This is a genomic window from Capnocytophaga granulosa ATCC 51502, from assembly GCF_000411115.1.
Taxonomy (GTDB): domain Bacteria; phylum Bacteroidota; class Bacteroidia; order Flavobacteriales; family Flavobacteriaceae; genus Capnocytophaga; species Capnocytophaga granulosa.
Genome location: NZ_KE150260.1, coordinates 1 through 14,672, shown reverse-complemented (window position 1 = coordinate 14,672; position 14,672 = coordinate 1). Strand labels below are relative to the sequence as shown.

6 protein-coding genes are annotated in these 14,672 nt (G+C 44.2%); 5 read left to right on the top strand and 1 reads right to left on the bottom strand.

Features of this window, described 5'->3' with window-relative positions; all coding sequences use genetic code 11:
* The first annotated feature begins 3 nt into the window (after positions 1-3).
* A complete protein-coding gene (locus HMPREF9331_RS12095; protein ID WP_016421175.1) occupies positions 4-969 on the top strand; it encodes a KpsF/GutQ family sugar-phosphate isomerase in 966 nt (321 codons plus the stop codon).
* Positions 970-1,082: 113 nt separating this feature from the next.
* Here the strand turns inward: HMPREF9331_RS12095 and pbpC are convergent, their stop codons facing one another.
* Positions 1,083-3,440 (bottom strand): penicillin-binding protein 1C, encoded by a 2,358-nt coding sequence (gene pbpC, locus HMPREF9331_RS12090; protein ID WP_234945888.1) that lies wholly within the window; start codon positions 3,438-3,440, stop codon positions 1,083-1,085.
* A gap of 545 nt (positions 3,441-3,985) precedes the next feature.
* On the opposite strand from pbpC, the gene HMPREF9331_RS12085 reads away from it, so the two are divergent.
* The 4 genes from HMPREF9331_RS12085 to HMPREF9331_RS12075 all read left to right on the top strand — a co-directional run.
* Positions 3,986-6,361 (top strand): T9SS type B sorting domain-containing protein, encoded by a 2,376-nt coding sequence (locus tag HMPREF9331_RS12085; RefSeq protein ID WP_234945887.1) that lies wholly within the window; start codon positions 3,986-3,988, stop codon positions 6,359-6,361.
* A gap of 1 nt (position 6,362) precedes the next feature.
* A complete protein-coding gene (locus tag HMPREF9331_RS12080) occupies positions 6,363-7,709 on the top strand; it encodes a PorP/SprF family type IX secretion system membrane protein (protein ID WP_016421172.1) in 1,347 nt (448 codons plus the stop codon).
* 243 nt (positions 7,710-7,952) lie between these two features.
* Complete coding sequence (locus tag HMPREF9331_RS13150; RefSeq protein WP_016421171.1) at positions 7,953-8,129, top strand: hypothetical protein; 177 nt, start codon at positions 7,953-7,955, stop codon at positions 8,127-8,129.
* A gap of 81 nt (positions 8,130-8,210) precedes the next feature.
* Positions 8,211-14,672 (top strand): hypothetical protein (locus HMPREF9331_RS12075; protein ID WP_016421170.1); only part of this gene is annotated, 6,462 nt, incomplete at its 3' end.

Sequence of the window (14,672 nt, the reverse complement as noted above, 5' to 3'; positions counted from 1 at the left end):
ATTTTGGAAAATTTTAATAATGTACTTGATTTTGCTCGCAAAACCATTGAGATTGAGCTTGATTCTTTAGGGAAATTAACAGAGTTTTTAGATGAAAACTTCCCTCGTGCCGTACAGGCGATTCTACAATCCAAAGGGCGTGTGGTCATCACAGGCATAGGAAAAAGCGCCATCATCGCCCAAAAGATGGTCGCTACGATGAATTCGACAGGTACTCCTGCGATTTTTATGCACGCAGCCGATGCTATTCACGGGGACTTGGGTATGATACAGCCATCCGATGTGGTTATCTGTATTTCCAAGAGTGGCAATACTCCAGAAATCAAAGTGTTGGTCCCGCTGCTCAAGCGTGAAGGCAATCCACTGATTGCCATTACGGCCAATAAGGAATCTTTCTTGGCTACTCAGTCCGATTATGTACTCTATGCCTATACGGAAAGAGAAGCCTGCCCGAATAACCTAGCCCCGACCACTTCCACTACCTCCCAATTAGTCATAGGTGATGCCCTAGCCGTCGCACTCATGCAGGTAAAGCAGTTCGGCAGTGCCGATTTTGCTAAGTATCACCCAGGCGGTGCTCTCGGAAAGCGACTTTACCTCACTGTGGGAGAGGCCATAGCCAAAAATCAAGTGCCTGTGGTAGCTCCAGAGACGGACATCAAGCAGGTGATTGTAGAAATCTCTCAGAAGATGCTTGGAGTAACAGCAGTGCTCGATGGGGAACATATCGTAGGGGTCATCACCGACGGAGATATTCGCCGTATGCTCAGCCGTTACGACCAAATCAAGGGACTTCGTGCGCGCGACATCATGACCACTCACCCCAAAACTATAGCAGCCGAGGTGTTGGCCGTAGATGCATTAGACTTTATGCAGAACCACAAAATTACCCAGCTACTGGTTACCCGCCAAGGCAAGTACGTAGGGGTGATACACTTGCATAACCTGATACAGGAGGGAATCATTTGATAGTGACAAGTGACAAGTGACAAGTGACGAGTGACAAGTGACAAGTGACGAGTGACTAATCTTGGTATGGTATTGTCATTAGTCATTAGTCATTAGTCACTAGTCGTTAGTCATTAGTCACTCGTCGTTATTAAGATGGTTTTCTCATTCCCTCTACTATCCATGCACTTAAGTAGGTGTTCCCCTGGGGTGAGATATAGTTTCATGTCGTGGAAGTGGAGGGTTTCTCCCAAGAAGGTGTTGTCCAAGTACCAGAAGAGCTTGCCTGGGTACTTATAGGCTACACGAGCTATAATGGGCTGGAGACTGCCTCCTAAGCCCTTGGCGGGGTGTAGGGTAGTGCCATGTTTGGGATAGATGAAATCCAATACCTGCTGCTTGTCTCCCTCCTGACAATCCTCTCTTAGGGGAGGAAGCACCTGGTAGGAAGGGTGTTTTTTCTTATAAAACCACTCCATAAGTGGCGGCAGTACAAACCAGCTTTCTGAGCGTATATTGGCGATCTGCTCACAGTTGCTGTTGACCTGCCAAAGGCCATCGGGAGAGAGGTGCACCCAGCGGTGGTACTTGCATAGGGAGGTCTGTAGCTGTCTATGAGGTACCCAAATGTTTTTTTTAGGGCATAGGTCGCTGGCAATCATACCGCTTAAGGCACACACTTCGACCTTTTGAAGATCTTCCCAAGGGGTATCAAACCATTTGTCTTTTTTGAGCAATTGGAAAATTTCTAGCATCACAGGAGCGGCTGTCCCCACCCCAGTAAGTTCAGGGCGCCCTTCTCCAGAGGCATTGCCCACCCAGACCCCTACTAAGTAACGGGAAGTAAGGCCAATAGACCAAGCATCGCGGTTGCCAAAGCTGGTACCCGTCTTCCAAGAAATTTTCCGAGACGAGGTATAATAGCGCCAAGCCGAGTCAAACGAAGGACGGTTCACCTGAGTTAGTGCCTCAAAAGTCTTATAGATAGCCCCTGCCGAAAAGTGATTTTTTTCCTCTTGTAAAGTGCCATAATCACGCTCGCCCCTGAGGTAGGTGAGTCTCTGGAAGGCATGAGAGCGGTATTTGCCTGTTTGTGTATATTCATTCAGTTCATAGCCCATATTGGCATAGGCCTGCGCAAGTTCCCAAAGCGAACACTCGGCGCCACCTAGAATGAGCGACAGCCCATAGTGGTCAGGGGAGCGGTTGATAGAGCGCAGACGAAGCTTTTGTAACTGTTGGTAAAATCGGCTGATGCCATATTGGCGTAGAAGTAGCACAAAGGGAATATTCAGCGAGCGGTACAGCGCCTCATCGGCAGGAACAGCCCCCTCGTAAGTGTTTTCAAAGTTCTCAGGGGAATAGCCCCCAATATGGGTAGGAATGTCCCCCACAAGCTCCTGAGGTAACAGTTCACCACTATCAAGCATAGCAGTATATAGGAAAGGTTTCAGCACGCTGCCTGTACTACGTGGTCGGTGAATGATATTTACATCCTTATGGTGCTGCTCATCGGTAGGGCTATTGCCCACATAGGCCAATACCTCTCGGCTTTGGATATCTACCACCAGAGCACAGAGGTTATGCACCTCGAAACGCTTGTAGTGTCGGTAGTACTTGGCTATCACCTCCTGCACGCGCTCTTGCAGGTAATAATCTATGGTGGTGACCTGTCGCTTGTTCGGAGTAGTACGAGCAATGCGCTCTACAAGATGTGGGGCTATATTGGGCAGCTCATGAGGTCGCTCCACCAAAGGCTCCTCAAGGGAGAGTTCGTAGGTGGTTTTATCTATGGTATGATTTTTGAGGAGCTTCTCTAGAAGGAAATCACGCTTTTTTTTCAGAGCGTTTTGATTATGTCCAGGAAAGATTAGGCCAGGAGCATTGGGCAGCACAGCCAGCGTACAAGCCTCTGCCCAAGAGAGCTGCTCTAAAGAGACACCAAAGTAGCGCCAAGCAGCCATATCGGCTCCTATCACATTGCCACCAAAAGGCGCATGGGAAGCATATAGGGCAAGGATCTTCTCCTTGGAGTAGCGAAACTCCAAGCGGGTAGCCCAGATAGCCTCTATGAGTTTCTCGCCGTAAGTACGGGCTTTGTTCTTGCGGGCTAAACGAATCACTTGCTGGGTAAGGGTACTGCCCCCACGTACAGTATGCCCATGCCTCAGATTGGTTAGTAAGGCCTTAGCAGTAGATATAGGATTCACCCCCCAATGGTAGTAGAAGTGAGCATCCTCAAAAGCCAAGATCGCCTCGCGTAGCTTATAAGGCACTGTATCCCGCTCAGGGAATCGCCATTGGCCATCAGGGGCGATTTTACCCCCAAGAAGTTTGCCCTCTCGGCTCTCTACCACAGTGGCATAGCCTTCCTTAAAAAGCGGGCTAGGCAAGCAAAAGATATACCATAATAGTAGGATGCCCCCTATGGCGGTACGGATCTTGTGCCTGCGAAGATAATTGATAAGAGAAAAACAATAGTTACGTATCATTACCACAAAAGTACATGGTTTTTTCTAAAGAAACAAACTTTTTTAATGGTTAATTGTTAGTTGTTAATTGTCAATGAGCTAATTTGACTAACCACTAGCCACTAGCCACTAACTACTAACCACTTGTCACACATATTGATTTTAATCCCTATTGCTTTACATTGATTTAATATTTATTTAACCACAAACAAGAGAACCTGTTATCCATACTATGTATCTTTTTGATAAAAAGAGTAGGGGAGGGGTAATTGTTTATAACATTAAAAAATGTTAATAACTTTTTGGGTGTGGGTAAAAGCAAAGAAAATATTTCTTTAACCCCTTGTATTTGCCTGAGATAAATAAATTTTATTTTGTATCCAAATAAAAAAAGAAAGCACAGGAAAGATAATTTTATTTAGGACAAACCAACTAATAAAAACTTTTTTATATATTTGCATTGGTTTAGTGATTGGCTAAAAGTCACATAAACACATTGTTTAAAGAAAATATAAATTAACCAATAAATTTAACAAACAATCAATAAAGAGCCTATTATGAAAAAAATGAGATACTTACTATGTATGCTGTTGGTGCTGCTTATCCAGACTCTTTATGGGCAGACAAAACGTGAGATATACAGTATAATTACAGGGAATGGAGGTACTGATAATTATTATTGTGTGCGTAATTCTTCAGGAGAGGTGAAGGTAAAATTCAAATGGAAGGGGACTCGTGCCAATGTAGATAATAAGTTCATTGCAGAACTCTCAGATCCCAATGGGGATTTCTCCGCTCCTGTAAAGCTAGGTGAGATTACCGAACGAGGAAATCAATCGGATATATTTGAAATTCCTTTTCGTTTGCCTGCCACTACTGATGGAAAGCAGTATAAAATCCGTATCCGTAGTACTTCTCCAGAGGTCATTGGCATCAGTGATCCTTTTGAGGCACACCACTTGGGTAATGCCGACCCGCTGCAACTTAACAATTTCCAAGGGATAGAAATCTGTCCTGATTCTGAAGGTCGTACCATTTCTGTAACAGGAGGTACTACTGCTGCTCAATATAAGTGGTATAAGGATGGGAATCTCATAGCAGGAGCTACAGGTAGCAGCTATACCGTAACCCAAACGGGGTCTTACTCAGTAGAGCCTGATTTTGGGCGCTGTGCAGCTTCTATGCGTTCCAATGAGATACAAGCTACCCTACCTGGTTCAGCTAATTCTATGGGAATCAAGATAAAAGGCGATGCTACTCGTGATATTTGTTCAGGGCAGACCCTTACTTTGGAATCAGAAATCACCAACGAACAACCTGGCTTTACCTTTACCTATCAGTGGTATAAGGACAATAACCCTATACCAGGAGCTACGACAGCTACCTATCAGGCTACCGAGGCAGGAACTTACAAGGTAAGAAGTGTACCTGGATCTAATTGTCCTATGACCTCAGCTGAGGTAAAGCTCAATGCTCGAACTACAGCCGATCTACTGAAAATAGAAGGAGGGGAGACCCAAGTGAAGTGTACAGGGCAAACTATCACCCTTACCACCAAGCTCAAAGATGCCAGCCTTACAGGTACTTATAAGTGGTATAAAGATGGTACTGAAATAGCAGGTGCTACTGCCAATACTTATGGTGCTACCGATATAGGAAGCTATTATGTAACCCTTACCGAGGCTGGCGGCTGTGTGATTAAGTCCAATACAGTAGCCATAACCAATCGCTCTGGGGTGAATGCAGGAGATATCAAGTGGCTCGGCCATGCCAATGGGGAGGTCGTATTTGCTTTTCCTTATCGTCGTCCTATTATAGAATTGGATATTCCAAGCACAGAAACCCTTACTGTAAAATGGTTTAAGGAGGACGACCCTACCAATATATTACAGGAGAACACCACCCGCTCTTTCCAAGTACCTTCCGAAGGAACTTTCGTGGCCGAGGTATATGATGCCTGCCAAACCAAAGTGAGCGAAGGGGTACTCAAGCTACAGATCAAGGAACCTTCCCGCTATATCCCTACCATAGGTTTCAAACAAGGAACTTCTCCTTGTGGTTCAAACAATGCGATCTTGGAACTCTCCAGCCTAGAGGCTGTGATTGTAAATGGCAGCGAAGAGAAGAAAACCCTTGTCCCTAGTACAGATTATGACCAATATACACTCCAATGGAAAAAGGACGGAGCAGGGGTCGGTATGGGTAAGGAGCTTACCACTACCCGTTCGGGTTCTCTAAGTGTATATAGGCTGATGGTCAATGGAGCTTTTAACTCCAATGAAGTTAAGCTCGTAGATATCAAGCTCCCCACAGCGGTACGTATCACTACCAATACAGGGGTAGCTGAATTGCAGGACAAGCAAGCCTTGGATCTCATTCCTACTTTAGAAGGCGATTTCCAACAAGAACTCTTTACCTATACTTGGAATTACCGCAAGGATGACTCCCAGCCTTGGACACTCAAAAAAGAAGTAACCACTGAAGCGGATAAGAAATACACCATTCCTGCCATCCCTTATAAAGACCCTGCCTTTAGAGAAGCTGTAGGCCAATACCAGTTTGTGGTGAAACTCAAGACAGGGGAGGTGAGCATAGGGGGCGATACCATAGACCTAACGCCTTATGCCCAGAGTTGTGGCAATGCCGAAGGGGTGATTAGTATTACCTATTCAGTGTCCTATGATGGTAATGAGATTCCTAATACACTACTCCTTTCAGGAGAGGACGTTAACCGTAAGTGGATGCTGCCAGCTCAGTGGGCAGGTGCCAAGGTGACTATCTATAAGCAAACAGGAGAAATTGTCTATCAGGCAAACCAATATAACAATGATTTTCCGAACTTTACCCCACCTGAGAGCCAGAGGGGGGCAGCCATCTACTATTTCTATATCTTAGAAAAAGATGGAAAAACAGAGAACGGAACCATAACACTATTACAATAGAATGAAAAGAGGACGCTACTATAGGATTTGTATTTTATTCTTGACCATGGTCTCCACCTGGGCGCAAGAGCAAAAGGGCTTTTATGTACCTTACCAGATGCCTACCCATGCCTTTGTACGGTTTAATACCTTTGTGGCTAACCCTGCCGCTCCCCTTGTTGTCAATTATCAGGAACACAACGTGGGACTGTACTATCGTAACCAGTGGATGGGTTATAAGAATGATAATTTTTCACTCATGGGACTCTCCTATGGCCGCAACTGGCGGGAGACCAGCTCTATGAACCTTTTTCTATACAAGCGCAATGTAACGGTGATGACCAACTATGGAGTGGTGCTTAACTATGGACACCTCATTCACCTCTCGGATAATGTGCGTATAGGCATGGGACTCAATGTAATTCCATCCTTTAGTGGCTTAGACAAGGGACGTATCCGTGTGGCCGACCCAGCCGATCCGCTCTTGCAGGTGGGTAACTCCTTTGATTTCGTCCTCCAACCAGGGGGCTATCTTGCCTTTGGGGATTTCTACCTTATGGGGACAGCAGAGAACCTCATTGACTATTCTGCTGGAGCGTCTAAGGCTATGACAGAGTTTCGAGATAAGACCTTCACCGCACAACTTATGTATCGCAAGGCCTTGGATTCCAGAAGTGATCTCTTAGAAGATGGCTATTGGTCAGTAGCTTTCCGGGCTACCAAGGAATTCGATGGGTACAACTTCGGTGGTCATGCCATGATAGACCTACCCGCCTTGGGCTGGGCTAATCTCGGTTATACCCAGCGCAATGGCCTTATAGCAGGGGTGGGCTTTAACCTTAGCCAGCAGTGGAGTCTTGGGATAGAGTACGAAAATGCCATGGGTGTGAAGGTGCCTCAATTGGGTAGTACTTTAGGAGTATACCTCAATGTACAGTTTGGTGGAGAGAGACAAAAACGCACGCCCCCCGCTCCTGCTAAGCCACCAAGGCTTCCTGTGGTACCTGCTAAGGAAGAACCTAAGAAAGAAGAACCCCAACCTTTGGTACCACACAATCCAGAGGTAAAACCTAAACCGGTGAAGCCGAACCAAGCGCCTATTTCGGTTAAGACAGAGACCATGGAAGGGGTGCCAGCAGGACACTATGTAGTTATTGGGGTATATGCTAACCCTCGTAATGCCTATAGTTTCCTACAGCAGATGGGCAAGCGTTATGAAGTAAGTTCTTTTGTAAATAAGAAGAATGGTCTTACCTATATATATTTAGGTAAGGGTGCCCTCTCCCTCGAAGATGCCCAGAACCTTATGCGTAAGTATATGCTTAATATAGATTTCATCGGTGGTATTTGGGTATTGGAAGCAAAATAGTGGTTAGTTATTAGTTGTTAGTCTATTGGAACTAGCCACTAGCTACTAAATCGTTAAACTATTCATAAACTTTACATTTTTCGTAAAATAAATTCTTTTAGTTCTAAAAAATTATATATATTTGCCCAAAAATAGAGTGCCCATATACAATGTAATGGGTTGTTTTGTAATGTGTTGATAGATAGATAGTTGGTTTGTTGAAAGGCTATTTTAGAACTAATAGACACTAAAACCAATAATGATATGAAAGAAGTAATACATGCCAGAAGCCTAAGGAATAAGGTTGACGAATTGAAATTCAGTACTGCCTCAAGACTTACTCAAAAGAGAGAAAGCATTCGTATCTTATATTGGGTACTTGGTATAGTAGGCAGTGGGGTAGTAGCAGGAATTACCATTTATTTAGCAATACTTAGATAATAAAGCCAATTACAGATGTCTGACATCTGAACACTGATAATTAATGAAACTAAACAAGAGTAAGATAATAACCAAACAATTATGAAACTTAAATCATTCTTCCAGTATGCACTGACCGTTGCCTTATTAGCTTTAGTAGGGACAACGGCTTTTGCACAACAAACCTTCACTACTGTATATGATAATGGAGGAAAATCAATCAGGGGGGATTTCAAACTGATAGGGAATCGTTCCGATGCAGGTTATAACCTTAACATTCCTACTATAGATGGTTGTCCCTCTACTGTGAAGTGGGCACGTCTCTATTGGGCAGGTCATGCAGGAGGAACTGGAGATCCTAATGCTGTACGTCTCACAGTGCCGGGGGGACAGAGTAAAACCATTACCTCTACTCAAGGGCATGAAGAGTCCAATGCCGTACAATGGGACGATGCAGATTATCTGATCTATCGTGTACAATTTGATGACGGCCTAGACCTTGATATTCGTGTAACAGTAAGCGAGCCTTTCTATGGTGTAGGAGGATGGTGTGCCAATACTCAGATGGGGTTACCAGGCTTCCCTTCCAATTTTGCACAATGGAGTGGTGATAATACAGGAACAGGTCGTGAAGCAGTACTCTTCAATGTTAAAAACATGCGACAGGCAGGACACAGCAAACTCCGCTTTAATTACAAAACTTGGTGGTTTAGATATAAAGTTAGTGGAAAAGTTTCTATCTTGGTAGAAGGTTATAGGGGAGGTACTATGCGAAAAGTAGGCTTTGACTGGGTCAATGATGGAGGTACTAGAATAGGCACCTATAACTTCCCTCCAGTAACTATAGAAGAAGAAAGAGGAGGGTGCCGATCTAATCCAGGAAATGTAGGAGACTTTGAATATACCTTCAATGACGGACGATTAGTATGGTATAAAACTGATAATACTACTTATATAGCAGGACAAAATGATGATATAGATCCTACTAAGACCATTATCAATGATGGAACACGTGTAACCGACGATTCTTATTACTATCGTTGGGCAGATGTTACGGCCGATCTACAAGCCTTGGCCACTGCAGGAAACCTCAATGGTACTTATCAAGTAAATAATATCTATAATAATGGTGGGGATTCTTGGAAGTTTGGTGCAGGATGGGCTTTGGTAGTGGTTTATGAAAATCCTAAGCAACAACAAAACAAAGTAATCCATATACAAAGTGGTTTTGAACGTGTAGGAGCAGGGGGAAGTAATAGTAGAACAGATGCTATTATAAATGGATATCAAAAACCATCATCGGGGGGGGGAGAGCTCTTTGGTCAGGTAACCCTCGGCGGGGAAGCTGGCCGTTCGGGAGACCGATTTAAGGTCAATGCAACAGATATAGGCTATAATGGGCGAACGCCAGTAAACTTCTTCAATGGTACTGCTACTATACATAACGAAACGGCACAGGACACTCGTGGTTGGGATGTGTCCCTTTTTGGAAATGCAGATATAATACCAGCAGGTGCGATATCCTATAATACTACCTTTGAGGCAAGTAATGGTGGGTATGATGCCTATATTCGTATCATCAATGCTTCTTCAGCAGTAACAGCACGACCTACCTATGAGTTGGAAACTTTAGTAAAGAACACATCCAATGCAGATATAGCAGGAACAAGACTACCCCTTAATACCCCTTTTAAATATGAAATGAGGGTACGAAACTTAGGGCAGGGTATTGCTGCCTCTAATTCAGTACAACTTATAGCCCTTCTTCCTGCCAATGTCTCCTATGTAAGCCATGAGGCTTTACCTTTGGGGGCTACTCTTATGGGAACTACGCAGGTAAGCGGGCGTACCCAAGTTATCTTTTCTATTCCTACAGCCAATCTTCCTGTAGGGATGACTACCCTTTCAGCACCTATAGTGATCAATGCCAAGACAACTAGTGACTGTAGTGTGCTTAGGGATGCTTGTAGTAACAAGTTGGAGTTTCAACCTTCCCTTTCCTATGACTTAGGAGGAAATCCAGCAGCGGATAATGGAAATAGTAGAGTACTTTCTCGTAAAAAGATTTCCGATTGTGCGCCAGCTCCTACTACCTTCTATATAGAAGATGAGCCTTGTGGGCAGGTCGGTAGCAATACAATGCCTTATTGTTCCTCTCTTACATTGGACGCAGGTGCAGGCTATACTTCTTACAAATGGACCAAACAAGGTCAAGCTGGTGTACTTTCCACCGAACGTACCTATCAGGTTAATGCTGCAGGTACTTATATCTTGGAAAGAACAGGTGGCTCTGCCGATTGTGCCAATACCGCTACTATTACCTATAATATTACCCCTCGTTCAGGAAGTGATGCCAACCACCCCTTGCGCAACAACCCTAAGGTAGTGGAAAGACAGACTTGTAACAATACGGGATTGGAATACCTACAAGTAGCTCTCTGTGGTGATTATGTGGATTTGGCTACAGGACTTACCCTGCCTAATGAAAAAATTGTATGGTATAAGTATAAGGGAAGCACAGCCCAGCTAACCCCTTCTTGTCCGCCAGCTTCTATAGGGGCAGAAAGAAGTAACTGGGAAGAGTTGGGTACAGGAGCAACCTTTAGGCTTACGGCCGATAAGGTAGCTGATAATGGTTCTCACTTTGCAATCCTGCTCAAGTATGCTGGTTGTGATATGGACTTCTACTTCCGTGCCTATAAGAGTGTGGTCACTTACAACTTAGATAAGGAGAATATCATGCCACTGGATTGTAATCCGGGAGGTATGGTCTCTCGTGGTTGGCTCAAAGTAACTAATATCCCTAATGGGCAGTACCAATATAAGATAGATGGGCAATCTAACTCCATAGATTGGACAGACCTCTCTGCACAGGAATTTCAGCATGAGGTAACCACAGCAGGTACTTATAGAGTAACTCTACGTCCTAAGCTCGGTTCCAATGCCTCTCAGTTCCAAAGTAATGTTTGTAGCTTTGAGCAGTCTATAGAGGTACTAGCAACCACTGGTGGAAATACAAATCCTAACTTTACCCTTACTAAGACCGATGTACAATGTGTAGGAGAGAATCCTTCAGGAGGTAAGCTTAACATACGAGTTTCTAACGATGTTACCCTACCTGTGAAAGTAGTGGTCAAAAAAGTAGGAGGTCTTGAGGTAACCAACTATCAGGTAACTACTGATGCCTTGCGTGACTCAGACAATACACCTACGGCAATAAAGAATAAACTCAACTCTTTGGCCAAGGGTACCTATGAGGTAACGATACACCCCTTACATCGTGATTGTGCCTCTCCCTCTAGAAGTATAGAGATTGTGGAACTTCCAGAGCTTAAGTTGCTTAGCGCTGCTCAAGAGGTGCCTACTTGTGGGCCTAATAAAAAGATTACTATTACTTATCAGGGAGGAACTCCTCCTTATACGGTATGGGTAGAAGCCAATGGGGTACTACAACGCCCCAATGTAGGCAATGCTACCTCCTATACCTTCGATATCAATGACCCTAACTTTAAGGCAAGTGATAATCAAAAGACTTATATCGTAGGTGTTATAGACGCCAATGGTTGTAAGGCATTTACCAATGTAAATTACAAACAACAACCAAGACCTACTTTTGATAAGTCGGCTACTCCTGCGGATTGTGATCCTAATGCGGGAACTATTACTATGGGTATCAATAACCCTCAGTTTGATCATACCAAATATACAGTACAATATGCTATCCAGAAGAAAGTAGGTAATAGTTACCCTACTACTGATACTTGGGTAAAACAGAATTATCCTAATGGTACCTTTAGAGGGCTTACTGCTGGTTGGTACCGCTTAAGGGTATACTATACCCGTGGTAGTAAGACTTGTACTTACCCAGAGGAAAGCTATCAGGTACCTGACCCTAATACCAATCAGCTAAAATATCTCACAGGAGAAGGCTATGATGATATAGAAGTAGAGGTAAAGACAGGAGAACCAATCAAAGGCTTTGGTATGGTCTCTCACTTGGCTTGTATACAAAATCCATCAGATCATGCCCATGCTTCTATACGCCTCTCTGACTTAGGCGGTGGTAATGGTACCCCAGGAGGGGTAGGACCAGGAGGCAAATATGATGTGAGCTTGGACGGAGGTCTTTCTTGGAATAATAGCCCTTCAGCTATGTATCCAAGTGCAACATTTGTAGCCAATGATTTGCGTTGGGATAATCTAAGTCCAGGTACTTATAACATTAAGATAAAGAGCCATGCCCCTGCAAGTGGTCTTACCCCTTGCGAGATGTCCTTCTCTCTACAGGTAGAAGAGCCTTTGGCAGCTCCTACAGTAGGAAAACAAATAAAATATGATTGCGAAGGAGCAGCACGAGTTACTTTCACAACTAATCGTGCAGACTATAGCTATCATGTAGAAAAAGCAAATACCCTAGCAGGACTTCCTAATCAGTGGTATGGACAGTTTGAGGGAGTGGGAAAAATAGATAGTCTTGATTTTGATAAGACACATGCAGGAAATACTAGGTATGCACGTATATTCTATAGAAAGACAGTTAATCCTAAGAAACTACTCTTCCGTGAGGACTTTGGAATTGGTGCTACTACTGACTTTGCAGGCTTAGGCCGTGATGCTGCTTCTACCGCTATATCCCCTAACCTAACCTTTAGGGATTGCCATATAGGCCCTAATAACTATGCTATATTAGGGTATGGAGAATTTCATGAAAAATGGTGGACATCAGCAGGGGCTTGTAGTGTGGATCGGACAGGTTCAGTGGCTCAATCTTTTTGGATATCCGATGCACCTAAGGATCATACCTCCAATGGGACAGAGGATAAGGGACGCTATATGTATATAGATATGGGCACCAATCTTGGTGTTGGAGAAACCCTTTATGAAAAAACGGTAGATATAGAACCCAATGCACCTATAGGCTTTGAGGTATATGTGATGAATTTAAATAATTCAACTGCCAATCCTAACTATTGTGGTACGGTACCTACCAAACCAAATATTCGTGTACGGGTACTCAATGCCGCTACCAATGTGGAGTTAGGACAGGTAACCTCAGGCGATATACCTTATAATACTCAAGGAAATACAGAGTGGGTACGTATCTCCTCTGACCAGTTGGGAGATATAAACCCAGGTAACGTATCTCGTGTAAAAATACAGATACAAAATACACGTAACCACTGGTGTGGTAACGACTTTGCCATAGATGATATAGAAGTATGGCAAGGGCCTGTGTATTGTCCTACCCTCAAGGTAGATGAAAGACTTGACATAGCAGCCAATAAGGCGCTTGCTGTTTCCATCACCCAAACCACGGAAGAGACATGTTATCAGGCGAACAATGGATCAGCGCAGGTGAAGGTAGAGAATTATGGTAACAAGGACTATAAGTGGCGATTGGTAAAGGCGGGCACGGTAACGCCTATATTGCAACAGGGCACGAAGAATGCGGAGCGTTTAGATTTGCAGGGATTGACCAAGGGCAATTACAGTTTGTATATTACGGCCAATGATGCTATAAAGAAGTTTTCTGATGGTCAGGCTTGTGATATAAAGGTAGATTTTGCTATAGAGGGTTATGACAAGGTAACGATCACCCAGCGTGGAGGCGCTTCGGCACATACCTACTTGGATTGTGGAGAAGGGCGTCGTAGGATATTGGTAGTTGATGCACATAAGACCTCACCAGATCCGTCAGCTTTGTTCCATGTAACAGGAGGCAAGCAGCAGCCAGGAACATATAACAATTATACGATAAAGGTAAAGGATCCAGCGGGAGCGGAAGAGACATTGCCACGGGATACAGATGGCAAGTATTGGTATACATTTTCTTCAGCGGGAGACTATCAGATAAGGATAGCGGATGTGAATGGCTGTAAGGATGCGGCTGCCTTATATAATTATAAGGTAAAGAAGCGAGTAGCGCTCAGTCCGATCAAGGCCGAATTTGAGGATTGTACCAATAGTTCTAATACAGGTATAGGGCCACTTAAGATCAAGGATGCCGCAACAGGTTCTACTCCTACATGGTCAGCCACACGCGACTATACCAGTACGCTTCAGTACCAATGGAAGAAGAAGAGTGAGCCAGACACTGCGTGGTCAACGCCAAGCACTTCTGATGTGATAGATGCTCCTACGGTAAATAGCTGGGAGAAAGGCGTAGTCTATGTCATCAGAGCCAAAGATGAGTACAATTGTGGTCAAGAGATAGAGGTGACGATCTCACCAGAGATAAATAACTTAGCTCAGGCGGACTATACGGTAACTCAGCCGACAGCGGCATGTGGCACATCATCAGCTACCCAAGGAAAAATTACTGTAGATGTAGTCAGAGGCGGCAGTCCAGCAGCAGCATACCACTATGCCTTTGTACATAGGACGAATGCCACCGATCCACAGAATGCTCCAGCAGATGCAGCATATACTGGATCTAACTTCAAGAGTGGTTTAGCGCCAGGCTATTGGGATGTTTACATCAAGGATGTGAATACGTCCCCTAAGACCTGTGGTAAGTTAGTAACAGGTACTACGGGCATCAAGATAGAGAGTCCAGTGAATCCT